The following is a 25,033-nucleotide window of genomic DNA, read 5'->3' on the forward strand; positions in this document are numbered from 1 at the left end:
GATTAACGTTTTCCGCTGTGCAACCAGAACGGTTCCTGATTGTTTGCCTCATTACGGAAATGTTCAATTTCAATGCGTTGCCCGGTCGCAATAGCGTGACGCAGCCCCTGCCAGTTCTCCAGCCAGGCTTGCGCGACGAGAGGATCGTAATAACCTGCCAGCAGCAATACGGAGTCAATATCACGCGTAAGACGTGGCAACTGATCACGATAGCGATCGCCCAACGGCTGGCAAAAAACACTTTTCAGCTCAGCGGCGTGGCGGGAGAGATGGATATCAGCAAAGCGTTTAAAGGAATCACTCATTTTGCTCTGCGCTTTGCTATCTAAAAACGGCTGCCAGGCTTTGCTTACCAGCCATTCGGTCAACGCCAGTTTCGCCATTGCCGTTTCGGTAGAGTAGACAGCCGTTACGGCAGAAACCGCAGAAACAATTGTCGCTTCACATTGGGTCAGCAGATCACGTAAGTGAGTGCTCGCTTTACGTGGGACAATGCCACCGAACAGCATCAGCGTATGACGAACCAGGCCGATGGCTGCCAACACTTGCTCTTTCGCCGCATCGTTGCCGCGTACCCACAGCTCCTCATGATACTGCCATTGCGCTAATGCCAGCTCCAGCGCCGCTTCCAGCCCCTGCTCGACATCCGCTTTTGCCGCAACATGCAGAATAGAGGTGGGTTTAATTTCACGCGCAGGATTGCCCTGTGCCAGGTGATAACCACGTGCGGCTTTGCTCAGGCTGCCCTGACGCAATCCGGTTTGCGATACCAGTTGGCTCGCCAGTTTCAGCACCGCGCGCGTTTCACCGCTAAGTAATTCCAGCTCCAGTTCGCAGATGGGTTCAGCAAATTCACCGGCTTTCACTTCCCCCAAATCGAGGGCAATCTCAATCTGGCTGCCATCAACATCTACCAACCATTTTTCGCGATAAAAATCAGTGCTGAACAGCGGCTGTACGCGGGAAGCAAGATCGGCAGGTAATTCATTGTTTGGCCAGACTTCTACTGGAAACTGTGCCAGATCGAGGTTCGCCTCACTCAACGCAACGTTATATTCCGGTCGCTGGTGTAACCCGCCCGTTACCCGCCCGGCAACTTTCATGGTCATCTCATAGCGACCATTTTCGCCACGAATACGCAGGCCCATATCGTGCCCACGCAGCCAGTTATCCGGCGTTTCGTAGTAGACGTTGAGCAACTGCACGGGGTCATGATGCTCACCGCCCAGCGTATTGAGATGGTCACGCAACGCCTCAACGGCACTGTGATTAACAATAAACTTTAATTCGATTTCCTGAGCCATGGCCTTTACTTATCGGTTATGTCACATAAGTGACGATGAACGGCGAACTAAATGCGATCTTTTTTGTCAGTAGATAGTATTTTGCGCCAAATTGCCATGCAACGAGCATTTTGACGGGCGTAAAAGTTTGAAACAGTGGCAAGAGCTGACACAGAGGATTCCGATTGATGCCGAATGCTTTGCGTAGCGACACTGATGCCACTACTATCGTTCCACTTTCCATGACAATAACGACAGCCTGATGCCAAAATTACGCCTGATCGCACTAACTTTACTCGCGCTTAGCGCCACTGCCGTCTCTCACGCGGAAGAAAAGCGCTATGTTTCTGACGAACTGAATACTTGGGTCCGCAGTGGCCCGGGAGATAATTATCGCCTCGTGGGCACGGTTAACGCCGGTGAGGAAGTGACATTATTACAAACTGACGCCAACACCAGTTACGCCCAGGTGAAAGACAGCTCTGGTCGTACCGCCTGGATCCCGTTGAAACAACTTAGCACAGAGCCAAGTCTACGCTCCCGTGTGCCAGATCTGGAAAATCAGGTCAAAACCCTGACTAATAAGCTCACTAATATCGATAACACCTGGAATCAGCGCACGGCAGAAATGCAGCAGAAAGTGGCGCAGAGCGACAGCGTGATCAACGGGTTAAAAGAAGAAAATCAGAAGCTGAAAAACGAACTGATTGTCGCCCAGAAAAAAGTTGATGCCGCCAGCGTGCAACTGGATGACAAACAGCGCACCATCATCATGCAGTGGTTTATGTATGGTGGCGGCGTGCTGGGGCTTGGCTTGCTGCTCGGTCTGGTATTGCCGCACCTGATCCCAACGCGCAAACGTAAAGATCGCTGGATGAACTAAATCGCCTTCTTCGTCACACTATCTTATTATTAGGAATTGTGTATTTGACGAAGGGAAAATGGCGTGAAGATTTATCTGGTCGGTGGTGCGGTTCGGGATGCGTTATTAGGGCTACCGGTCAAAGACAGAGATTGGGTGGTTGTCGGCAGCACGCCACAACAGATGCTTGACGCGGGCTACCAGCAGGTAGGCCGCGATTTTCCTGTTTTTCTGCATCCGCAAACGCATGAAGAGTATGCGCTGGCGCGTACCGAGCGGAAATCCGGTTCGGGATACACAGGTTTTACCTGTTATGCCGCGCCTGATGTCACGCTGGAAGATGATCTTCAGCGTCGCGATCTGACTATCAATGCGCTGGCCCAGGATGATGACGGCGATATTATCGATCCGTACAACGGTCTGGGCGATCTGCAAAGCCGTCTTCTGCGCCATGTTTCCCCCGCTTTTGGCGAGGATCCGCTACGCGTGCTACGCGTAGCGCGTTTTGCCGCACGTTATGCTCATCTCGGTTTTCGTATTGCCGATGAAACAATGACGTTGATGCGCGAGATGACCCACGCGGGTGAACTGGAACACCTGACGCCCGAACGCGTGTGGAAAGAAACTGAAAGCGCCCTCACAACCCGCAATCCACAGGTGTTCTTTCAGGTACTACGCGATTGCGGCGCATTACGCGTTTTATTCCCGGAGATCGACGCGTTGTTTGGTGTCCCCGCTCCGGCGAAATGGCACCCGGAAATCGATACTGGTATTCACACCTTAATGACACTCTCAATGGCGGCGATGCTAAGTCCGCAGGTCGATGTCCGTTTCGCAACGTTATGCCACGATCTCGGTAAAGGGCTAACGCCGCCGGAGCTGTGGCCACGTCATCATGGTCATGGTCCGGCAGGCGTGAAATTAGTAGAACGATTGTGCCAGCGCCTGCGCGTCCCTAATGAAATCCGCGATTTAGCCAAACTGGTCGCGGAGTTTCACGATCTCATCCACACCTTCCCAATGCTGAATCCGAAAACCATCGTCAAATTGTTTGATTCCATCGATGCCTGGCGTAAACCGCAGCGTGTCGAGCAACTGGCGCTGACCAGCGAGGCAGACGTGCGCGGTCGAACCGGTTTTGAAGCGGCAGATTACCCACAAGGACGCTGGTTACGTGAAGCGTGGGAAGTAGCGCAGTCAGTACCAACAAAGGCGGTTGTTGACGCAGGATTTAAAGGCGTGGAGATCCGCGAGGAGCTGACACGACGCCGAATTGCGGCGGTGGCTACCTGGAAGGAACAACGTTGCCCAAAGCCTGAATAAGTTTTGGGCATTTTGCCGGATGCGGCATAAACGCCTTATCCGGCTACATGTCAACGACGGTTGTAGGCCTGATAAGACGCGCAAGCGTCGCATCAGGCGTTGATTGCCGGATGCGGCGTGAACGACTTATCCGGCCTACGCAATCGTGGACAATTCCAGGCATCCGACACTGTTCTTCACATCAAAAGAACACAACGTACACCGCAGCCGCCACAATAAAGCGATAAATGGCGAACGGGATAAACGAAATCCGCTTAATTAATTGCAGGAAGGTTTTAATCGCAATCAGCGCCACCACAAAGGCGGTGAAAAACCCAACGGTAAACATCGGGATATCACCGGTTGTCAGGAACCCCCAACTTTTGTAGAGATCGAGCGCCGTTGCGCCCATCATCATCGGCACCGCCAGCAGGAACGAGAACTCAGAAGCGGCGTAACGACTCACGCCCATCAGCATCCCACCAGAAATAGTCGCTCCGGAGCGGGAGAAACCCGGCCACAGCGCCAGACACTGGAAACAGCCAATCATAAACGCCTGACGATATGTCATATCATCCAGACCCGGCGCGCGCGGCTCTTTCGGCTTCAGGCATTCCGCGGCAATCAACAATAGACCGCCAACGACCAGCGCGTACATGACATTTATCGGGTTAAACAATGACTTAATCGTATCGTGGAATAACAGCCCCAGGACAACTGCCGGGATCATCCCCAGTAAAATGTGGATCAGCGTTAACCGGCCTTTGCTTTCTCCTTCGCGCTGCAATGGACGGCCAAAATGAATGCCAATCAGGCCAAACAAACGCCGCCAGAACATGACAACCACAGCCAGAATCGATCCTAACTGGATAACGACTTCAAAGGTTTTCGCCGTATCGCCCTCAAATCCCAACAAATGACCGACAATAATCATGTGGCCCGTGCTGGATACCGGCAGAAATTCTGTCAATCCTTCGACCACACCCAATATTGCCGCTATCAGCAGCGAGTGCATATCGCTCATCAATAAACCCCTAAATTATAAAAATATACCGCTTGTCCAAACTACTGCAGTATGACCCGCTTATAACCATTTGGTTTAACAGCTATAAAATTAATTATTCTCTTTCAGATTATTGCCACGCTCAATGATTACGCCAACATTAACAGCGCGCGCCACTGCACCTGGCTTGCTGAGTTTGATGCGCACCCACGGAGAGTTAAAGCGAGTCAGTAGCAATTCCGCCACTTCTTCCGCCACGCGTTCCACTAACGCAAAACGCGCCCCCTCGACGTGGCTAACCACCGTTTCTGCGATGTCAGCGTAGCTGAGGCAGTCCGCCACATCATCGCTTTTCGCCGCTTTACGGTTATCCCACGCCATTTCGATATCGAACACCAGCTTCTGCTCGATGGTCTGTTCCCAGTCGTAAACACCAATAGTGGTGATTACCGAAAGTTGCTCTATAAATACAATATCCATCACGACCTGCTCGCTTTTTGGCTAACCCGGATACCACTTCCGGCGAAATGTGCGTATTATCCACGGATTCATCGTTAAACACGAATTTTCAAAACGGAACAGCTTATGAGTGCAATCGCGCCTGGAATGATCCTCATCGCGTACCTCTGCGGCTCCATTTCCAGTGCCATTCTGGTTTGCCGCTTGTGTGGTCTGCCCGATCCGCGAACCAGCGGCTCCGGTAATCCTGGCGCAACCAATGTATTACGTATCGGTGGCAAGGGAGCAGCCGTAGCAGTACTGATTTTCGACGTTCTGAAAGGAATGTTGCCCGTTTGGGGCGCGTATGTATTAGGTGTCAGCCCCTTCTGGTTAGGCTTAATTGCCATAGCTGCCTGTCTTGGACATATCTGGCCGGTTTTCTTCGGTTTTAAAGGGGGGAAAGGCGTTGCCACCGCTTTTGGTGCAATAGCCCCGATTGGCTGGGATTTAACGGGCGTGATGGCGGGAACCTGGCTGCTTACCGTGCTATTGAGTGGATATTCGTCGCTGGGGGCGATTGTCAGCGCGCTGATTGCTCCGTTTTATGTCTGGTGGTTTAAGCCACAATTCACCTTCCCGGTTTCGATGCTCTCTTGCCTGATCCTGCTGCGTCATCATGACAACATCCAGCGTCTGTGGCGTCACCAGGAGACAAAAATCTGGACGAAATTCAAAAGAAAGCGCGAAAAAGATCCTGAGTGATTTTTCAGCCCGTGCTTATCCTTTTCACAGGCTGAATCATAGCCTTACGCAGCCGGTAACTCTGCCAGTGGCCAGCGCGGACGCACACTCACGCCGAGATCCGCCGTCGCGCCTGCTTTAAACCGCACCATTCCAGCATAGGCGATCATCGCGCCGTTATCGGTACAAAACTCCGGACGCGCGTAGAATACCTCGCCACGACGCTTTTTCATCATTTCCGCCAGTTTCGCCCGCAGCGTGCGGTTAGCACTCACGCCGCCTGCCATGACCAGTCGCTTAAAGCCCGTCTGATCCAGCGCTCGCTTACACTTAATCATCAACGTATCGACCACCGCATCTTCAAAGGCGCGAGCGATATCAGCACGCGTCTGGTCGTCGGTGCCGTTGTCACGAATGGTATTTGCCGCGAAGGTTTTCAGGCCAGAGAAGCTGAAATCCAGCCCCGGACGGTCGGTCATCGGACGCGGGAAGACAAAGCGCCCGGCAGTACCCTGGGCGGCCATTTTCGACAGTAACGGCCCGCCTGGATAATCCAGCCCCAGCAGCTTCGCGGTCTTATCAAACGCTTCCCCGGCAGCGTCATCAATGGACTCACCGAGCAACTCGTACTGACCAATACCAGTGACGCTGATTAACTGCGTATGACCGCCGGAAACCAGCAGCGCGACAAACGGAAATTCCGGTGGGTTATCTTCCAGCATCGGCGCTAACAGATGCCCTTCCATATGGTGTACCGGGATCGCCGGAACGCCCCAGGCAAACGCCAGCGAACGCCCAACCGTTGCGCCAACCAACAGCGCGCCGACTAATCCAGGGCCTGCGGTATAGGCCACTGCATCAATATCTTTTGCTGTCAGCCCGGACTCTTTCAGCGCCGCCTGGATCAACGGTACGGTTTTACGCACGTGATCGCGGGAGGCCAGTTCAGGCACTACGCCGCCGTAGTCAGCGTGTAATTTCACCTGACTATACAATTGGTTGGCTAACAAACCTTTTTCATCGTCGTAAATGGCGATGCCGGTTTCATCGCAAGAAGTTTCAATACCCAGTACACGCATGACTTGTTTTACCTCGCTTTATTACCGCGCAGTGTAGGACCAATGCGGGTTGATGTAAAACTTTGTTCGCCCCTGGAGAAAGCCTCGTGTATACTCCTCACCCTTATAAAAGTCCCTTTCAAAAAAGGCCGCGGTGCTTTACAAAGCAGCAGCAATTGCAGTAAAATTCCGCACCATTTTGAAATAAGCTGGCGTTGATGCCAGCGGCAAACCGAATTAATCAAAGGTGAGAGGCACATGCCGGTAATTAAAGTACGTGAAAACGAGCCGTTCGACGTAGCTCTGCGTCGCTTCAAGCGTTCCTGCGAAAAAGCAGGTGTTCTGGCGGAAGTTCGTCGTCGTGAATTCTATGAAAAACCGACTACCGAACGTAAGCGCGCTAAAGCTTCTGCAGTGAAACGTCACGCGAAGAAACTGGCTCGCGAAAACGCACGCCGTACTCGTCTGTACTAATTCCCCGAGAGCGTTGCTCTCCGATCAGACCGAGTTGTAGTTGTAAGGCCGTGCTTCCGAAAGGAATGCGCGGCTTATTTTCGTTTATGAATTGCTAAAAATCGGGGCCTATGGCTGGACGAATCCCACGCGTATTCATTAATGATCTGCTGGCGCGCACTGACATCGTCGATCTGATCGATGCTCGTGTGAAGCTAAAAAAGCAGGGCAAGAATTTTCACGCGTGTTGTCCATTCCACAACGAAAAAACCCCGTCCTTCACCGTCAACGGTGAGAAACAGTTTTACCACTGCTTTGGATGTGGCGCGCACGGCAACGCGATCGACTTTCTGATGAACTACGACAAACTCGAGTTCGTCGAAACGGTCGAAGAGTTGGCGGCAATGCACAATCTTGAAGTGCCATTTGAAGCAGGCAGCGGCCCCAGCCAGATAGAGCGCCATCAACGGCAAACTCTTTATCAGTTGATGGACGGTCTGAATACGTTTTACCAACAATCTTTACAGCAACCTGTTGCTACATCTGCGCGCCAGTATCTGGAAAAACGCGGATTAAGCCATGAGGTAATCGCCCGTTTTGCGATTGGTTTTGCGCCCCCCGGCTGGGACAACGTCCTGAAACGGTTTGGCGACAATCCAGAAAATCGCCAGTCATTGATTGATGCAGGCATGTTGGTAACCAACGATCAGGGCCGCAGTTACGATCGTTTCCGCGAGCGGGTGATGTTCCCCATTCGCGATAAACGCGGTCGGGTGATTGGTTTTGGTGGGCGCGTGCTGGGCAACGATACCCCAAAATACCTGAACTCGCCGGAAACTGATATTTTCCATAAAGGCCGCCAGCTTTACGGTCTTTATGAAGCGCAGCAGGATAACGCTGAACCCCAGCGTCTGTTGGTGGTCGAAGGCTATATGGACGTGGTTGCTCTGGCGCAATACGGTATTAATTACGCCGTTGCATCGTTGGGTACATCGACCACTGCCGATCACATTCAGTTGTTGTTCCGCGCGACCAACAATGTCATTTGCTGTTATGACGGCGACCGCGCAGGTCGTGATGCCGCGTGGCGAGCGTTAGAAACTGCGCTGCCCTATATGACAGATGGTCGTCAGCTACGCTTTATGTTTTTACCGGATGGCGAAGACCCTGACACGCTGGTACGCAAAGAAGGTAAAGAGGCGTTTGAAGCGCGTATGGAGCAGGCCATGCCGCTCTCTGCGTTTCTGTTTAACAGCCTGATGCCGCAAGTTGATCTGAGCACACCTGACGGGCGTGCGCGTTTAAGTACGTTGGCGCTGCCGCTGATTTCTCAGGTGCCCGGAGAAACATTGCGCATCTATCTTCGTCAGGAATTAGGCAACAAGTTAGGCATACTTGATGACAGCCAGCTTGAACGATTAATGCCGAAAGCAGCGGAGAACGGTGTTTCTCGTCCTGTTCCGCAGCTAAAACGCACGACCATGCGTATACTTATAGGGTTGCTGGTGCAAAATCCAGAATTAGCGACGTTAGTCCCGCCGCTGGAAAATCTGGATCAAAATAAGCTCCCCGGACTTGGCTTATTCAGAGAACTGGTCAACACTTGTCTCTCTCAGCCAGGTCTGACCACCGGGCAACTTTTAGAGCACTATCGTGGCACAAATAATGCTGCCACCCTTGAAAAACTGTCGATGTGGGACGATATAGCAGATAAGAATATTGCTGAGCAAACCTTCACCGACTCACTCAACCATATGTTTGATTCGTTGCTTGAACTGCGCCAGGAAGAGTTAATCGCTCGTGAGCGCACGCATGGTTTAAGTAATGAAGAACGCCTGGAACTCTGGACATTAAACCAGGAGCTGGCGAAAAAGTGATTTAACGGCTTAAGTGCCGAATAGCGATCGGGAAGCCCCCGACAGCCGCACTGAGAGGCAGCGGCAATGATATAAGTACGCCCTCGTAATTATCGTTGGCGGTAAACAACCGTTGGATTTCAGCATTAATATCTGAATGATATCCGGTCAATCGCCCAACACCAACCTCATGAAATAAGTGTGGATACCGTCTTATGGAGCAAAACCCGCAGTCACAGCTAAAACTTCTTGTCACCCGTGGTAAGGAGCAAGGCTATCTGACCTATGCCGAGGTCAATGACCATCTGCCGGAAGATATCGTCGATTCCGATCAGATCGAAGACATCATCCAAATGATCAATGACATGGGCATTCAGGTGATGGAAGAAGCGCCGGATGCCGATGATCTGATGCTGGCTGAAAACACAGCAGACGAAGATGCTGCCGAAGCCGCCGCACAGGTGCTTTCCAGCGTGGAATCTGAAATCGGGCGCACGACTGACCCGGTACGCATGTACATGCGTGAAATGGGCACCGTTGAACTGTTGACCCGCGAAGGCGAAATTGACATCGCTAAACGCATCGAAGACGGGATCAACCAGGTTCAATGCTCCGTTGCTGAATATCCAGAAGCGATTACCTATCTGCTGGAACAGTACGATCGCGTTGAAGCGGAAGAAGCACGTCTGTCCGATCTGATCACCGGCTTTGTCGATCCGAACGCAGAAGAAGAACTGGCACCAACCGCCACTCACGTCGGTTCAGAGCTTTCTCAGGAAGATCTGGACGATGACGAAGATGAAGACGAAGAAGATGCCGACGACGACAGCGCCGACGATGACAACAGCATCGACCCGGAACTGGCTCGCGAAAAATTTGCTGAACTGCGTGCCCAGTATGTTGTAACGCGCGACACCATCAAAGCGAAAGGCCGCAGTCACGCAGCCGCTCAGGAAGAGATCCTGAAACTGTCTGAAGTGTTCAAACAGTTCCGCCTGGTGCCGAAGCAGTTTGACTACCTGGTCAACAGCATGCGCGTCATGATGGATCGCGTTCGTACACAAGAACGTCTGATCATGAAGCTCTGCGTTGAGCAGTGCAAAATGCCGAAGAAAAACTTCATCACCCTGTTTACCGGCAACGAAACCAGCGATACCTGGTTCAATGCAGCGATTGCGATGAACAAACCGTGGTCGGAAAAACTGCACGATGTCTCTGAAGAAGTGCATCGCGCCCTGCAGAAACTGCAGCAAATTGAAGAAGAAACCGGCCTGACCATTGAGCAGGTTAAAGACATCAACCGCCGTATGTCCATCGGTGAAGCGAAAGCCCGCCGTGCGAAGAAAGAGATGGTTGAAGCGAACTTACGTCTGGTTATTTCTATCGCCAAGAAATATACCAACCGTGGCTTGCAGTTCCTCGATCTGATTCAGGAAGGCAACATCGGTCTGATGAAAGCGGTTGATAAGTTCGAATACCGTCGTGGTTATAAGTTCTCCACCTACGCAACCTGGTGGATCCGTCAGGCGATCACCCGCTCTATCGCGGATCAGGCGCGCACCATTCGTATTCCGGTGCATATGATTGAGACTATCAACAAGCTCAACCGTATTTCTCGCCAGATGCTGCAAGAGATGGGCCGCGAGCCGACGCCGGAAGAACTGGCTGAACGTATGTTGATGCCGGAAGATAAGATCCGTAAAGTGCTGAAGATCGCCAAAGAGCCAATCTCCATGGAAACGCCGATCGGTGATGATGAAGATTCGCATCTGGGGGATTTCATCGAGGATACCACCCTCGAACTACCGCTGGATTCTGCGACCACCGAAAGCCTGCGTGCGGCAACGCACGACGTGCTGGCTGGCCTGACCGCGCGTGAAGCGAAAGTTCTGCGTATGCGTTTCGGTATCGACATGAACACCGACCACACGCTGGAAGAAGTGGGTAAACAGTTCGACGTTACCCGTGAACGTATCCGTCAGATCGAAGCGAAGGCGCTGCGCAAACTGCGTCACCCGAGCCGTTCTGAAGTGCTGCGTAGCTTCCTGGACGATTAATCTGTAGGCCGGATAACACGTTCACGTCATATCCGGCACTCGTCTTGCTACTCTAACGCCACCTTTCTGGTGGCGTTTTTTATCGCCCACGCACTACCAGTGCCTGATCCAACTCCCGATATGCCTCAACCAGTTTCTCCAGAGAAACTCGACTTAAACCGCTGGGATTCGGCAATACCCAAATCTGCGTCGAACCAATGGTCAGCGTTTGTTTCCCCCACTGCACGCCTCGCTGACTGAATCCCTGTTCATACGCCTGCTTACCCAGAATCGCCAACGCCTGCGGCTGATAATTCTCAATTTTTTCAATTAGCTTGCGCCCACCTGCGTGCAATTCCTGCTTTGACACTTCATTAGCCTGCACCGTTGGCCTGTCAACCAGTTTGGTGACGCCACAACGATAATCCAGCAGATGCTGCGCTTCCTGCGGCTTCAACTGACGGTCGGTAAACCCGGCCTGATAAATCACCTTCCAGAAGCGATTCGCCGGATGGGCAAACGGAAAACCAGACTCCGCGGAAGAAAGACCCGGATTGATGCCACAAAACACCACACGCAATCCTGGCGCAAGAATATCGTCAACCATATTAACTCCTGAACAACACAACCCGCAGGAAGTATAACGAATTGAAAACACATTGTTTATAAAAACAGCAGCCGCGCGGTAATGGCTGGATTGCGACACAGAGTTACTTTATAATCCGCTATCATGGCCCCTTAGCTCAGTGGTTAGAGCAGGCGACTCATAATCGCTTGGTCGCTGGTTCAAGTCCAGCAGGGGCCACCAGACACAGCAAAAGGCTGACGAAAAATCGTCAGCCTTTTGTTTTTTTCTTTCTGTTCAATCACTTCGCGTGCCAATAAGCCGCTGCGCGTACCCGCTGTGGATCATACTGTTCCGCTTCAAAGCGACGGCTTAAATTCTTAACCACTTTTCCTTCACCGGTTATCCAGATGAAGTAATCATCGGCAGGAATTGCCAACTGCGCCAGACGCGCGTCCACCGCCTGCTCATCATGCGTCAGCCATTCGATGTTAAAACCGTCAAGGTGCGCGAGATAATCCTGACAGGCGTTATCCCGCACGCTGACCAGCGCAGTAACTTGCGGTTTAACGGCAAGTTTGCTCAACGTTTCCAGGCGGCGGCGCAGTGCAGGCATTCCGGACTCATCGCAGACATACACCTGATACGCGTAATCCTCCGGCACCACCAGCGAACCTCGCGGTCCGGCCACCGTGAGTTTATCGCCTGGTTGCGCCTGCATCGCCCAGCCGCTGGCGACGCCGCCGTCGTGTATAAAGAAATCGATCGCCAGTTCATGGCGTTGTTCATCGTACAGCGGCGTATAGTCACGCGACGGCGGGCGCGGTCCTTCCGGCCAGACGATACCTTCTTCCGTTACTGTTGGCGGCACAAAATGAGCGTCAGTTTGAGGAAAGAAGAGTTTGCTGTGATCGTCAAAGCCGCGCGACGTAAAACCGTCCAGCGCCTCGCCGCCAAGGACAATACGCTGAAAACCGGCGCTGATACGCTCAACACGTAACACAGTCAGTTCACGGAAGCGCAGATCATTTCGAACGCGCTGTGGGTAGCGGGGAGAGTTAGTCATTGTTATCGCCTTCGTGATGGTAATCAGATATATCTAAATAAAATTCACAAATGATAATGATTGCTAATCATGATAAATGCAAGCAATTTGTAGAATTGATATATCTGAAGTATGTGAAGGCATTCAGCACCATAGCAAGGCTGCCATAGCAAGGCTGCCGGATGCGGCGTGAACGCCTTATCCGGCCTACATGTTGAGCACATCTGCGTTTAAAAATCATTTTTGCACTTGCAGTAATGTCCACATTAGATATAAATTAGATATATCTAATTAAGCAACAGGAGGCTGATTATGAGCCATCATCACGAAGGGTGTTGTAAACATGAAGGCCAGCCACGCCATGAAGGCTGCTGCAAAGGTGAGAAGTCAGAACACGAGCACTGCGGGCACGGTCATCAGCATGAGCACGAGCATGGTCAATGCTGCGGTGGTCGTCACGGTCGCGGCGGTGGTCGTCGGCAGCGTTTCTTTGGTCACGGTGAATTGCGTCTGGTGATTCTGGATATTCTTTCACGCGATGACAGCCACGGTTACGAGTTGATTAAAGCGATTGAGAATCTGACCCAGGGAAATTACACCCCAAGTCCGGGCGTCATCTATCCGACGCTGGATTTTCTCCAGGAGCAGTCGCTGATTACCATCCGCGAAGAAGAAGGCGGCAAGAAGCAGATTGCGCTGACCGAACAGGGCGCGCAGTGGCTGGAAGAAAATCGCGAACAAGTGGAAATGATTGAAGAACGGATCAAAGCCCGCTGCGTTGGCGCTGCGCTACGCCAGAACCCGCAAATGAAGCGGGCGCTGGATAATTTTAAAGCGGTGCTGGACTTACGTGTCAACCAGAGTGACATCAGCGACGCGCAGATAAAAAAGATCATTGCGGTAATTGACCGCGCCGCTTTTGATATTACGCAACTGGATTAATCACCGATTGCCGGATGCGGCGTGAACGCCTTATCAGCCTACGCGCCCGTAGGCCTGATAAGATGCGCCAGCATCGCATCAGGCATTGTGTACCAACCACGATATCCGGCATACCGATTAATGCAGCACCGTCACCGCGTCTTCCAGTCGGCTGGCGCGGTGTTTAACCATCGCTGACACCTGCGCGCTCTCTTCCACCAGCTCGGCGTTTTTCTGGGTAATCAGGTTAAGCTCATCTACCGCACGGGTCAGACTGGAAAGCCCATCAGCTTGTTCCTGCGTTGAATGGCTAATCTGAGCAATCAACTGAGTTACGTTTTTCACCTGCGCCACAATATCGTCCATCGTCCGTCCGGCAGCGTGCACTTGTTGTGAACCGGATTGCACCTTATCAGCACTGGCATCGATCAGCTTGCGAATATCGTTGGCAGCATTGGCGCTGCGGCTGGCTAAATGACGTACTTCGCCCGCAACCACCGCAAAACCTTTACCCTGCTCTCCGGCACGCGCCGCTTCCACCGCCGCATTCAGCGCGAGGATATTGGTCTGAAAAGCAATATCGTTAATCAGCGAAGTAATAGTGCCAATGCGCTGAGTACTGTCTGCAATATCATCCATCGTTTTGATCACCGTGGTCATCGCTTCCCCGCCCTGCACTGCCGCATTACTGGCGGTAATAGAAAGTTTATCGGCAGCCGAAGCCGTGGCAGAGTTCTGTTTTACCGACGCTGCCATCTGATTCATGGTCGCTACCGTTTGCTGAACATTATCTACCGTCTGCTGAGTATGTTCGTTAAGTTCATCGGTGCCTTTTGCCAGCGTTTCACTGCCGCTTCTGACGCTGGAAACCTGGCTTGATACGTCATTAATCAACCAGCGGCACATCAAACCAAGCTGCCCTACTGCCCGCAACGTCAACCCCAGTTCATCACTGCGATTCAGATGATCAACACTGTTACACTCACCGGTCGCCACCTTCAGCGCCTGGCTGGCGACATTTTCTATCGGACGAATAATCTGCCATTCAAAACAGGCAATTCCTGACAGCATCACTAACGCACAGAGGAAATAATTCACCACTGGTGCGGCGGCAAACCAGAGCATGGTCGCCAGCGCGATAAACATCAGCGCCATCACTCCACGCGCCCGCCAGCGAAGCGGCAATGAAGGGAGTTTTCCCAACCAGCCTTTACGCACCACTAAACCTTTATGGATACGCTTATTTGTGCGCCCGACATTCAACGCCTTGTACAGCGGCTCTACCGCTGCGATCTCTTTATCCGTCGCCCGCGTGCGAATCGACATATAGCCACTGATTTTGCCATCGCGCACCATCGGCACCGCGTTCGCCCGCACCCAATAATGATCGCCATTTTTATGCCGATTTTTCACGATTCCACTCCAGGGTTCCCCCTGTTTCAGGGTGTACCACATATCAGCAAAGGCCGCTTTCGGCATATCCGGATGGCGCACCATGTTATGCGGCTGCCCCTGTAACTCCCGCAATGTATAGCCGCTAATCTGCACAAAAGTGTCATTAGCATGTGTGATATAGCTTTGTAGATTGGTAGTAGACATCAGAGTGGTATCGTCAGCCAGCGGGATATTTTGCTGGGTGACATACGGATGAGAAGACATAATCGCGTCCTGTGCAGGTTATATTGTTGTTAACTTCTTGTCGGAAGTTATGTCGGCCCCGGCGCGGTTATCTTTAGCGGTTTAATTTGATTTAGATCGCAATTTGCGATTAAAGCACAAAATGTAATTCATTGATTTAAAATACTTTCACCATGTTACTATGCGATAACATTAATTACATTGCCCAAAAAACAGGCATTTGCTGCCCTGAAAGAGTGCATTTACATAACAAGCGCAAAATCCATACTCGATAGAAATCGTACCAAATAACAACAAATGTTAACAATCAGCATTAAATGTTGCACAGATGATTGCCGCATTTGTGTTTATCCCGATTTTCGCAATCGCAGCCGGAGTGGCGCAATCCCTGCAATACTTAAATCGGTATCATGTGATACGCGAGCCTCCGGAGCATATTTTGAACAGGTTACCTTCGAGCGCATCGGCTTTAGCGTGCAGCGCCCACGCCCTGAATCTCATTGAAAAGCGAACGCTGGATCATGAGGAGATGAAAGCACTTAACCGGGAGGTGATTGAATACTTCAAAGAACATGTCAATCCGGGATTTTTAGAGTATCGCAAATCTGTTACCGCTGGCGGGGATTACGGAGCCGTAGAGTGGCAAGCGGGAGGTTTAAATACGCTTGTCGACACCCAGGGACAGGAGTTTATTGACTGCCTGGGAGGTTTTGGAATTTTCAACGTGGGGCACCGTAATCCAGTTGTAGTTTCCGCCGTACAGAATCAACTTGCGAAACAGCCACTGCATAGCCAGGAGTTGCTCGATCCGTTACGGGCGATGCTGGCGAAAACCCTTGCCGCACTGACGCCCGGTAAACTGAAATACAGCTTCTTCTGTAATAGCGGCACCGAGTCCGTTGAAGCGGCGCTAAAACTGGCGAAGGCTTATCAGTCACCGCGCGGCAAATTTACTTTTATTGCTACCAGCGGCGCGTTCCACGGCAAATCGCTTGGCGCACTGTCGGCCACGGCGAAATCGACCTTCCGCAAACCGTTTATGCCGCTGCTGCCGGGTTTCCGTCATGTACCGTTTGGCAATATTGAAGCCATGCGCACAGCCCTTAGCGAGTGCAAAAAAACCGGTGATGATGTTGCCGCAGTGATCCTTGAGCCAATTCAGGGCGAAGGTGGTGTAATTCTGCCGCCGCCGGGTTATCTCACCGCCGTACGTAAGCTGTGCGATGAGTTCGGCGCACTGATGATCCTCGATGAAGTGCAAACGGGCATGGGGCGCACGGGCAAGATGTTCGCCTGCGAACATGAGAACGTTCAGCCGGACATCCTGTGCCTGGCGAAAGCCCTCGGCGGCGGCGTGATGCCGATTGGCGCGACCATCGCCACCGAAGAGGTATTCTCAGTGCTGTTCGACAATCCGTTTCTGCATACCACCACTTTTGGCGGCAACCCGCTGGCCTGTGCGGCAGCGCTGGCAACCATCAACGTGTTGCTGGAACAGAATTTACCGGCCCAGGCTGAGCAAAAAGGCGATATGTTGCTGGACGGTTTCCGTCAACTGGCGCGGGAATATCCCGATCTGGTGCAGGACGCGCGCGGCAAAGGAATGTTGATGGCGATTGAGTTTGTTGATAACGAAATCGGCTACAACTTTGCCAGCGAGATGTTCCGCCAGCGCGTGCTGGTTGCCGGAACGCTCAACAATGCCAAAACGATCCGCATTGAACCGCCACTGACACTGAGCATTGAACAGTGTGAACAGGTGATCAAAGCGGCGCGTAAGGCGCTGGCCGCCATGCGAGTAAGTGTCGAAGAGGCGTAATACCGATGGCGGATAGCGAGGCAAATTCGCCATCCGCCATTTTTTATACGATACGCACACCCGCAGGCATCATCCGCTCCGGCGCTAATAACACGCTTTCACTGCCGTCATCAGTTTCTGCACACAACAGCATGCATTCCGAGGTTTCACCGCGCATTTTTGCTTTTTGCAGATTGCACAGTACCACCACCGTTTTACCCATCAGCTCTTCTTCGCGGTAGTACGGCACCAGGCTGGTCACGGTTTGCAGCGTTCTTTCACCGACATCAACCTGTACGATGTACAGCTTGTCGGCGTTTTCATGGCGTTTAACTTCCACAATCTTCCCGACACGCATTTCCAGACGCGCAAAATCAGCGTAAGCCACGGTTTCCATTGTTTCTCCCCTTCAAGTAAAATTTTACTAAACTATAGCAAAAGTTTTTCTGAATACTGTAGGCTAAAAATAGAGAATGCAGGCGTGATCACATTCGTAAGCCACTGTGTTACCGTTACAGCGTCAAAGAAACGCGCTTTATTTACTGAAAACAGGTGACCCAATAAGCACTTCCTCTACAATGAAGGCGCACATCAGGGAAAGTAAAAAAGGTAAACATGGCAACACTAAAAGACATCGCAATCGAAGCTGGCGTATCCCTGGCGACAGTATCCAGGGTCTTAAATGACGATCCGACATTGAATGTAAAGGAAGAGACGAAACATCGCATTCTGGAGATCGCAGAAAAGCTGGAGTACAAGACCAGCAGCGCCCGTAAATTACAGACTGGTGCAGTCAACCAGCACCATATTCTGGCCATCTACAGCTACCAGCAGGAGCTGGAGATCAACGACCCTTACTATCTGGCGATCCGTCACGGCATTGAAACCCAGTGCGAAAAGCTGGCGATCGAACTGACCAACTGTTATGAGCACAACGGCTTGCCGGACATTAAAAACGTCACCGGCATTTTAATTGTCGGCAAGCCCACGCCTGCCCTACGCGCCGCCGCCAGTGCGTTAACCGATAATATCTGTTTTATCGACTTTCACGAGCCAGGCAGCAATTACGATGCGGTAGATATCGATCTGGCACGCATCAGTAAAGAAATCATCGATTTCTATATTGCTCAGGGTGTAAATCGCATCGGTTTTATTGGCGGCGAAGACGAGCCAGGCAAAGCAGATATTCGCGAAGCGGCATTTGTCGAGTATGGTCATCTCAAGCACGTTGTGCGCGAAGAGGATATCTGGCGCGGCGGTTTTTCCAGCTCGTCAGGCTATGAACTGGCAAAACAAATGCTGGCGCGGGAAAACTACCCGAAGGCATTGTTTGTCGCTTCCGATTCCATTGCTATCGGCGTACTACGGGCAATTCATGAACGTGGCCTGAACATCCCGCAGGATATTTCGCTTATCAGCGTTAACGACATTCCTACCGCGCGATTTACCTTTCCGCCGCTCTCAACCGTGCGAATCCATTCCGAGATGATGGGAAGCCAGGGCGTTAATCTGGTGTATGAAAAGGCTCGCGATGGTCGCGCGCTGCCGCTGCTAGTCTTCGTTCCCAGCAAATTAAAACTGCGCGGTACAACCCGCTAAATCCCCTCACACACTGTCTGGCAATCGTTTTTGCCGGACAGTGCTGCCGTTTATTTTCGTGATCCAGTTAAAGTAAATGCATTTACCTGCTACTTTTTAGTAAAAATTTTACTAAACTCCCCATCAATTACACAAACTACCATCGCCATAAATGGTTCCGATTTCTCTCTACCGGGAGGCCCTATGAATCGCTGGGAAAACATTCAGCTCACCCACGAAAACCGACTTACGCCGCGTGCGTACTTTTTTTCATATGATTCTGTTGCGCAGGCACGTACCTTTGCCCGCGAAACCAGCAGCCTGTTTCTGCCTTTAAGCGGTCAGTGGAATTTCCATTTTTTTGATCATCCGCTGCAAGTGCCAGAAGCCTTCACCTCTGAGCTAATGGCTGACTGGGGGCATATTACCGTCCCCGCCATGTGGCAAATGGAAGGTCACGGCAAACTGCAATATACCGACGAAGGTTTTCCATTCCCCATCGATGTGCCGTTTGTTCCCAGCGATAACCCAACCGGTGCCTATCAACGTATTTTCACCCTCAGCGACGGCTGGCAGGGTAAACAGACGCTGATTAAATTTGACGGCGTCGAAACCTATTTTGAAGTCTACGTTAACGGTCAGTATGTTGGCTTCAGCAAGGGCAGTCGCCTGACCGCAGAGTTTGACATCAGTACGATGGTTAAAACCGGCGACAACCTGTTGTGTGTGCGCGTGATGCAGTGGGCTGACTCCACCTACGTGGAAGACCAGGATATGTGGTGGTCGGCGGGGATCTTCCGCGATGTTTATCTGATCGGTAAACAACTGACGCACATTAACGATTTCACCGTGCGTACCGACTTTGACGAAGCCTATTGCGACGCCACACTTTCCTGCGAAGTGGTGCTGGAAAATCTCGCTGCCTCCCCTGCCGTAACGACGCTGGAATATACCCTGTTCGACGGCGAACGCGTGGTGCACCGCAGCGCCATTAATCACCTGGCAATTGAAAAACTGACCAGCGCCAGTTTTGCTTTTACTGTCGAACAGCCGCAGCAATGGTCAGCAGAATCCCCTTATCTTTACCATCTGGTCATGACGCTGAAAGATGCCAACGGCAATGTTCTGGAAGTGGTGCCGCAACGCGTTGGCTTCCGTGATATCAAAGTGCGCGACGGTCTGTTCTGGATCAATAACCGTTATGTGATGCTGCACGGCGTCAATCGCCACGACAACGATCATCGCAAAGGCCGCGCCGTTGGGATAGATCGCGTTGAGAAAGATATCCAGTTGATGAAACAACACAACATCAACTCTGTGCGTACTGCTCACTACCCGAACGATCCGCGTTTTTACGAACTGTGTGATATCTACGGCCTGTTTGTGATGGCGGAAACCGACGTCGAATCGCACGGCTTTGCTAACGTTGGTGATATCAGCCGCATTACCGACGATCCGCAGTGGGAAAAAGTCTACGTCGAGCGCATCGTTCGTCATATTCACGCGCAGAAAAACCATCCGTCGATCATCATCTGGTCGCTGGGCAACGAGTCCGGCTATGGCTGTAACATCCGCGCGATGTACCACGCGGCGAAGGCGCTGGATGACACGCGTCTGGTTCACTACGAAGAAGATCGCGATGCTGAAGTGGTCGATATTATTTCCACCATGTACACCCGCGTGCCGCTGATGAATGAGTTTGGTGAATACCCGCATCCAAAACCGCGCATCATCTGTGAATACGCCCATGCGATGGGTAACGGACCTGGCGGGCTGACGGAATACCAGAACGTCTTCTATAAGCACGATTGCATTCAGGGGCATTATGTCTGGGAGTGGTGTGATCACGGGATCCAGGCGCAGGATGACAACGGCAACGTCTGGTATAAATTCGGCGGCGATTACGGCGACTATCCCAACAACTATAACTTCTGTCTTGATGGTTTGATCTATTCCGATCAGACACCGGGGCCGGGTCTGAAAGAGTACAAACAGGTTATCGCGCCGGTAAAAATTCACGCGTTGGATCTGAATCGCGGCGAACTGAAAGTCGAAAATAAACTGTGGTTTACCACGCTTGATGACTACACCCTGCACGTAGACGTGCGCGCCGAAGGTGAAACGCTCGCGACGCAGCAAATTAAGCTGCGCGACGTTGCGCCGAACAGCGAAGCCCCCTTGCACATCACGCTGCCGCAACTGGACACCCGCGAAGCGTTTCTCAACATTACGGTGACCAAAGATTCCCGCACTCGCTACAGCGACGCCGGGCACCCTATCGCCACTTATCAGTTCCCGCTGAAGGAAAACACTGCGCAGCCTGTGCCTTTCGCGCCGAATAACGCCCATCCGCTGAAGCTGGAAGATGAACGTTTGAGCTGCACCGTTCGCGGCTACAACTTCACAATCACCTTCTCAAAATTGACTGGCAAACCGACGTCATGGCAGGTGAATGGCGAATCACTGCTGACTCGCGAGCCAAAGATCAACTTCTTCAAGCCAATGATCGACAACCACAAGCAGGAGTACGAAGGACTGTGGCAACCGAATCATTTGCAGATCATGCAGGAGCATCTGCGCGACTTTGCCGTTGAGCAAAGTGATGGCGAGGTGTTGATCATCAGCCGCACGGTTATTGCCCCGCCGGTGTTTGACTTCGGGATGCGCTGCACCTACATCTGGCGCATCGCTGCCGATGGTCAGGTTAACGTGGCACTTTCCGGCGAACGTTACGGCGACTATCCGCACATCATTCCGTGCATCGGTTTCACCATGGGAATTAACGGCGAATACGATCAGGTGGCGTATTACGGACGTGGACCGGGCGAAAACTACGCCGACAGCCAGCAGGCTAACATCATCGATATCTGGCGCAGCAACGTCGATGCCATGTTCGAGAACTATCCCTTCCCGCAGAACAACGGCAACCGCCAGCATGTCCGCTGGGCGGCACTGACTAACCGCCACGGCAGCGGTCTGCTGGTGGTTCCGCAGCGCCCGATTAACTTCAGCGCCTGGCACTATACCCAGGAGAACATCCACGCAGCCCAGCACTGCAACGAGCTGCGGCGCAGCGATGACATCACTCTGAACCTCGACCACCAGTTGCTTGGCCTCGGCTCCAACTCCTGGGGTAGCGAGGTGCTGGACTCCTGGCGCGTCTGGTTCCGTGACTTCAGCTACGGCTTTACGTTGCTGCCAGTTTCTGGCGGAGAAGCCACCGCGCAAAGCCTGGCGTCGCATGAGTTCGGCGCAGGGTTCTTTTCCACGAATTTGCACAGCGAGAATAAGCAATGAGGATCATCGATAACTTAGAACAGTTCCGCCAGATTTACGCCTCTGGCAAGAAGTGGCAACGCTGCGTTGAAGCGATTGAAAATATCGACAATATTCAGCCTGGCGTCGCCCACTCCATCGGTGACTCATTGACCTATCGAGTGGAAAACGACTCCGCGACTGATGCGTTATTTACCGGACATCGTCGCTATTTTGAAGTGCATTACTACCTGCAAGGGCAGCAAAAAATTGAATATGCACCGAAAGAGATGTTACAGGTCGTGGAATATTATCGCGATGAAACTGACCGTGAATATTTAAAGGGCTGCGGAGAAACCGTTGAAGTTCATGAAGGGCAAATCGTTATTTGCGATAACCATGAAGCGTATCGGTTTATCTGTAATAACGCAGTCAAAAAAGTCGTTCTCAAAGTCACCATCGAAGATGGTTATTTCCATAACAAATAACAACTACGGCGGCAAAAGGAGTTTGCCGCCACCGCTACCCTACTCATTTTCGGAGATGTGTTATGTCTGATACCAAACGTAATACAATCGGCAAATTCGGCTTGCTCTCGCTGACTTTTGCCGCCGTTTATAGCTTTAATAACGTCATCAATAATAATATTGAGCTTGGACTGGCCTCGGCACCGATGTTTTTCCTCGCGACGATTTTTTATTTTATTCCCTTCTGTCTGATCATCGCAGAATTTGTTTCGTTAAATAAAAACTCGGAAGCTGGTGTCTACGCATGGGTAAAAAGTTCGCTGGGCGGACGTTGGGCATTTATTACTGCCTATACCTACTGGTTCGTGAACCTGTTCTTTTTCACCTCATTATTGCCGCGCGTTATTGCTTACGCCTCGTATGCCTTCCTCGGCTACGAATATATTATGACGCCAGTTGCCACCACCATTATCAGCATGGTGCTGTTCGCCTTCTCCACATGGGTTTCCACCAACGGGGCGAAAATGCTGGGACCAATCACCTCCGTTACTTCAACGCTGATGCTGCTGTTAACGCTCTCCTACATTTTACTGGCAGGTACGGCGCTGGTTGGCGGCGTACAACCTGCAGACCCCATCACCGTTGACGCGATGATCCCGAACTTTAACTGGGCGTTCCTCGGCGTTACCACCTGGATCTTTATGGCCGCAGGCGGCGCAGAGTCCGTTGCTGTGTACGTTAACGACGTTAAAGGCGGATCGAAATCGTTCGTTAAAGTGATCATCCTCGCCGGGATTTTTATCGGTGTACTGTACTCCGTCTCCTCGGTGCTGATTAACGTCTTCGTCAGCAGCAAAGAGTTGAAATTTACTGGCGGATCGGTGCAGGTATTCCACGGCATGGCCGCATACTTTGGTCTGCCGGAAGCGTTAATGAACCGCTTTGTTGGCCTTGTGTCCTTTACCGCGATGTTCGGTTCCCTGCTGATGTGGACCGCAACGCCGGTGAAAATTTTCTTCTCCGAAATCCCGGAAGGGATCTTTGGTAAGAAAACCGTCGAACTGAACGAAAACGGCGTTCCGGCGCGCGCGGCGTGGATCCAGTTCCTGATCGTGATCCCACTGATGATTATCCCGATGCTCGGCTCCAATACCGTGCAGGATCTAATGAATACTATTATTAATATGACCGCGGCAGCGTCCATGCTTCCGCCGTTATTCATCATGCTGGCCTATCTGAATTTACGCGCCAAATTAGATCACCTGCCACGTGATTTCCGTATGGGTTCCCGTCGCACCGGTATTATCGTTGTTTCAATGCTGATTGCGATATTTGCCGTAGGATTTGTCGCCTCGACCTTCCCGACCGGTGCAAATATTCTGACCATCATTTTTTATAACGTTGGCGGTATTGTTATTTTCCTCGGCTTTGCGTGGTGGAAATACAGCAAATATATAAAAGGATTAACGGCTGAAGAACGCCATATTGAAGCGACGCCAGCCAACAACGTGGATTAAGCAGACTAATAAAAAATGAGCAGGCATTTTCCCTCTTCCTGGATGGGGAGAGGGAAAATAGTTTCTGCCTGAGTATTTTTAACATTATTAATTATGTCGATAAAAGGCTGTACTTTTTCTTTAGCTCATGGATTAACATTATGAAATTTAATAGTACGCCTTGCAGAGCATTAGTTGCTCTGCCGTTTTGCTACGCGTTTTTTGCGGCCGCTGATGAAGCACGTCCGGCAGAACATGACGACACAAAAACACCCGCGATTACTTCGACGTCTTCTCCTTCATTTCGTTTTTACGGCGAATTAGGGGTTGGTGGATATATGGATTTAGAGGGTGAGAATAAACATAAATACAGTGACGGCACCTATATTGAAGGTGGCCTGGAGATGAAGTATGGCTCCTGGTTCGGCCTGATTTACGGCGAAGGCTGGACCGTGCAGGCCGACCACGACGGCAATGCATGGGTGCCTGACCATAGCTGGGGCGGTTTTGAAGGTGGGATTAACCGTTTCTATGGCGGTTATCGTACCAATGATGGCACCGAAATCATGCTGAGTCTGCGTCAGGATTCCTCACTGGATGACCTGCAATGGTGGGGCGATTTCACGCCCGATCTGGGCTACGTCATTCCCAATACCCGTGACATTATGACCGCGCTGAAGGTACAAAACCTAACCGGTAATTTTCGTTATAGCGTCACCGCCACACCTGCCGGACATCATGACGAAAGCAAAGCCTGGCTGCATTTTGGCAAATACGATCGCTACGACGATAAATACACCTATCCGGCAATGATGAACGGTTACATCCAGTATGACCTTGCCGAAGGCATCACCTGGATGAACGGTCTGGAAATTACCGACGGCACAGGACAGCTTTATCTCACTGGCCTGCTTACCCCTAACTTCGCCGCACGCGCCTGGCACCATACCGGACGCGCCGACGGGCTGGACGTACCGGGAAGTGAAAGCGGGATGATGGTGAGCGCCATGTATGAAGCGTTAAAAGGCATTTATCTCTCCACCGCTTACACCTACGCCAGACATCGCCCTGACCACGCAGACGATGAAACCACCTCTTTCATGCAGTTTGGTATCTGGTACGAATACGGTGGCGGACGTTTCGCTACGGCTTTTGACAGCCGCTTCTACATGAAAAATGCCTCTCACGATCCCAGCGACCAACTCTTCCTGATGCAATATTTTTACTGGTAATAA

The 25,033-nt window shown here is 51.7% G+C and carries 21 protein-coding genes and 1 tRNA gene; 14 read left to right on the forward strand and 8 right to left on the reverse strand.

Translation table 11 applies throughout. The features are described from left to right. Positions 1-2: 2 nt before the first annotated feature. Positions 3-1,304 carry an inorganic triphosphatase gene (gene ygiF / locus ESM_RS0114020; RefSeq protein ID WP_000046322.1) on the reverse strand — a complete coding sequence of 434 codons (1,302 nt, stop codon included), beginning with the start codon at positions 1,302-1,304 and terminating at the stop codon, positions 3-5. A gap of 241 nt (positions 1,305-1,545) precedes the next feature. Here ygiF and ESM_RS0114025 point away from each other — a divergent pair, with 241 nt between their 5' ends. Both ESM_RS0114025 and cca read left to right on the forward strand, forming a co-directional pair. Then, positions 1,546-2,166 (forward strand): TIGR04211 family SH3 domain-containing protein, encoded by a 621-nt coding sequence (locus tag ESM_RS0114025; protein WP_001125318.1) that lies wholly within the window; start codon positions 1,546-1,548, stop codon positions 2,164-2,166. 63 nt (positions 2,167-2,229) lie between these two features. Beyond that, positions 2,230-3,468 carry a fused tRNA nucleotidyltransferase/2',3'-cyclic phosphodiesterase/2' nucleotidase/phosphatase Cca gene (gene cca / locus ESM_RS0114030; protein ID WP_000708523.1) on the forward strand — a complete coding sequence of 413 codons (1,239 nt, stop codon included), beginning with the start codon at positions 2,230-2,232 and terminating at the stop codon, positions 3,466-3,468. 181 nt (positions 3,469-3,649) lie between these two features. Here the strand turns inward: cca and bacA are convergent, their stop codons facing one another. Together bacA and folB are read right to left on the reverse strand one after the other, a co-directional pair. Further along, positions 3,650-4,471 carry an undecaprenyl-diphosphate phosphatase gene (bacA, locus tag ESM_RS0114035; RefSeq protein ID WP_010378857.1) on the reverse strand — a complete coding sequence of 274 codons (822 nt, stop codon included), beginning with the start codon at positions 4,469-4,471 and terminating at the stop codon, positions 3,650-3,652. 90 nt (positions 4,472-4,561) lie between these two features. Beyond that, the gene (gene folB, locus ESM_RS0114040; RefSeq protein ID WP_010378860.1) at positions 4,562-4,930 is read right to left on the reverse strand and encodes a bifunctional dihydroneopterin aldolase/7,8-dihydroneopterin epimerase; all 369 of its coding nucleotides are present in this window, start codon (positions 4,928-4,930) and stop codon (positions 4,562-4,564) included. A 105-nt stretch (positions 4,931-5,035) separates the two neighbouring features. Here folB and plsY point away from each other — a divergent pair, with 105 nt between their 5' ends. Then, the gene (gene plsY, locus ESM_RS0114045) at positions 5,036-5,653 is read left to right on the forward strand and encodes a glycerol-3-phosphate 1-O-acyltransferase PlsY (protein ID WP_001272800.1); all 618 of its coding nucleotides are present in this window, start codon (positions 5,036-5,038) and stop codon (positions 5,651-5,653) included. 44 nt (positions 5,654-5,697) lie between these two features. Here the strand turns inward: plsY and tsaD are convergent, their stop codons facing one another. Further along, complete coding sequence (gene tsaD / locus ESM_RS0114050) at positions 5,698-6,711, reverse strand: tRNA (adenosine(37)-N6)-threonylcarbamoyltransferase complex transferase subunit TsaD (protein ID WP_001264356.1); 1,014 nt, start codon at positions 6,709-6,711, stop codon at positions 5,698-5,700. A 237-nt stretch (positions 6,712-6,948) separates the two neighbouring features. Between tsaD and rpsU the strand changes: the two genes are divergently transcribed. The 3 genes from rpsU to rpoD all read left to right on the forward strand — a co-directional run bounded on the left by rpsU (position 6,949) and on the right by rpoD (position 11,056). Then, a complete protein-coding gene (gene rpsU / locus ESM_RS0114055; RefSeq protein ID WP_001144069.1) occupies positions 6,949-7,164 on the forward strand; it encodes a 30S ribosomal protein S21 in 216 nt (71 codons plus the stop codon). A gap of 110 nt (positions 7,165-7,274) precedes the next feature. Further along, positions 7,275-9,020 (forward strand): DNA primase, encoded by a 1,746-nt coding sequence (gene dnaG / locus ESM_RS0114060; protein WP_000918813.1) that lies wholly within the window; start codon positions 7,275-7,277, stop codon positions 9,018-9,020. Between the two features lie 194 nt (positions 9,021-9,214). Next, positions 9,215-11,056: an RNA polymerase sigma factor RpoD gene (gene rpoD, locus ESM_RS0114065; RefSeq protein WP_000437384.1), complete on the forward strand. Its 1,842-nt coding sequence runs from the start codon at positions 9,215-9,217 to the stop codon at positions 11,054-11,056. A 79-nt stretch (positions 11,057-11,135) separates the two neighbouring features. Here the strand turns inward: rpoD and mug are convergent, their stop codons facing one another. Then, on the reverse strand, positions 11,136-11,642 hold the full coding sequence (mug, locus tag ESM_RS0114070; protein WP_000227305.1) for a G/U mismatch-specific DNA glycosylase: 507 nt from the start codon (positions 11,640-11,642) through the stop codon (positions 11,136-11,138). A gap of 125 nt (positions 11,643-11,767) precedes the next feature. On the opposite strand from mug, the gene ESM_RS0114075 reads away from it, so the two are divergent. Continuing rightward, a tRNA-Ile gene (locus ESM_RS0114075) sits at positions 11,768-11,843 on the forward strand. A gap of 58 nt (positions 11,844-11,901) precedes the next feature. Here ESM_RS0114075 and nfeF read toward each other — a convergent pair. Then, positions 11,902-12,666, reverse strand: coding sequence for an NADPH-dependent ferric chelate reductase NfeF (gene nfeF, locus ESM_RS0114080; RefSeq protein WP_000185302.1), 765 nt, complete (start codon positions 12,664-12,666; stop codon positions 11,902-11,904). 291 nt (positions 12,667-12,957) lie between these two features. Between nfeF and nfeR the strand changes: the two genes are divergently transcribed. Continuing rightward, on the forward strand, positions 12,958-13,587 hold the full coding sequence (gene nfeR, locus ESM_RS0114085; protein ID WP_000017992.1) for a DNA-binding transcriptional regulator NfeR: 630 nt from the start codon (positions 12,958-12,960) through the stop codon (positions 13,585-13,587). A gap of 117 nt (positions 13,588-13,704) precedes the next feature. Here nfeR and aer read toward each other — a convergent pair whose 3' ends face one another. Then, positions 13,705-15,225, reverse strand: coding sequence for an aerotaxis sensor receptor Aer (gene aer, locus ESM_RS0114090; protein ID WP_000094660.1), 1,521 nt, complete (start codon positions 15,223-15,225; stop codon positions 13,705-13,707). A gap of 418 nt (positions 15,226-15,643) precedes the next feature. On the opposite strand from aer, the gene ygjG reads away from it, so the two are divergent. After that, the gene (ygjG, locus tag ESM_RS0114095) at positions 15,644-17,023 is read left to right on the forward strand and encodes a putrescine aminotransferase (protein WP_032141512.1); all 1,380 of its coding nucleotides are present in this window, start codon (positions 15,644-15,646) and stop codon (positions 17,021-17,023) included. Positions 17,024-17,066: 43 nt separating this feature from the next. On the opposite strand, the gene ESM_RS0114100 is transcribed toward ygjG, so the two are convergent. Further along, entirely contained in the window at positions 17,067-17,399 is a 333-nt protein-coding gene (locus tag ESM_RS0114100; protein ID WP_000450593.1) for a tRNA-binding protein, read from the reverse strand. Between the two features lie 218 nt (positions 17,400-17,617). Between ESM_RS0114100 and ebgR the strand changes: the two genes are divergently transcribed. The 5 genes from ebgR to ygjJ all read left to right on the forward strand — a co-directional run bounded on the left by ebgR (position 17,618) and on the right by ygjJ (position 25,030). Then, a complete protein-coding gene (ebgR, locus tag ESM_RS0114105) occupies positions 17,618-18,601 on the forward strand; it encodes a transcriptional regulator EbgR (protein WP_000212448.1) in 984 nt (327 codons plus the stop codon). 183 nt (positions 18,602-18,784) lie between these two features. Continuing rightward, positions 18,785-21,877 (forward strand): beta-galactosidase subunit alpha, encoded by a 3,093-nt coding sequence (gene ebgA, locus ESM_RS0114110; RefSeq protein ID WP_001082935.1) that lies wholly within the window; start codon positions 18,785-18,787, stop codon positions 21,875-21,877. After that, a complete protein-coding gene (locus ESM_RS0114115) occupies positions 21,874-22,323 on the forward strand; it encodes a beta-galactosidase subunit beta (RefSeq protein ID WP_001219940.1) in 450 nt (149 codons plus the stop codon). The genes ebgA and ESM_RS0114115 overlap by 4 nt, the downstream gene beginning before the upstream one ends. A gap of 62 nt (positions 22,324-22,385) precedes the next feature. After that, on the forward strand, positions 22,386-23,819 hold the full coding sequence (locus ESM_RS0114120; RefSeq protein ID WP_001285444.1) for an amino acid permease: 1,434 nt from the start codon (positions 22,386-22,388) through the stop codon (positions 23,817-23,819). 140 nt (positions 23,820-23,959) lie between these two features. After that, a complete protein-coding gene (ygjJ, locus tag ESM_RS0114125) occupies positions 23,960-25,030 on the forward strand; it encodes a protein YgjJ (RefSeq protein WP_000671503.1) in 1,071 nt (356 codons plus the stop codon). The last annotated feature ends 3 nt before the right edge of the window (positions 25,031-25,033 follow it).

The organism is Escherichia sp. TW09308, from assembly GCF_000208565.1.
In the GTDB taxonomy this organism is placed as follows: Bacteria; Pseudomonadota; Gammaproteobacteria; order Enterobacterales; family Enterobacteriaceae; genus Escherichia; species Escherichia marmotae.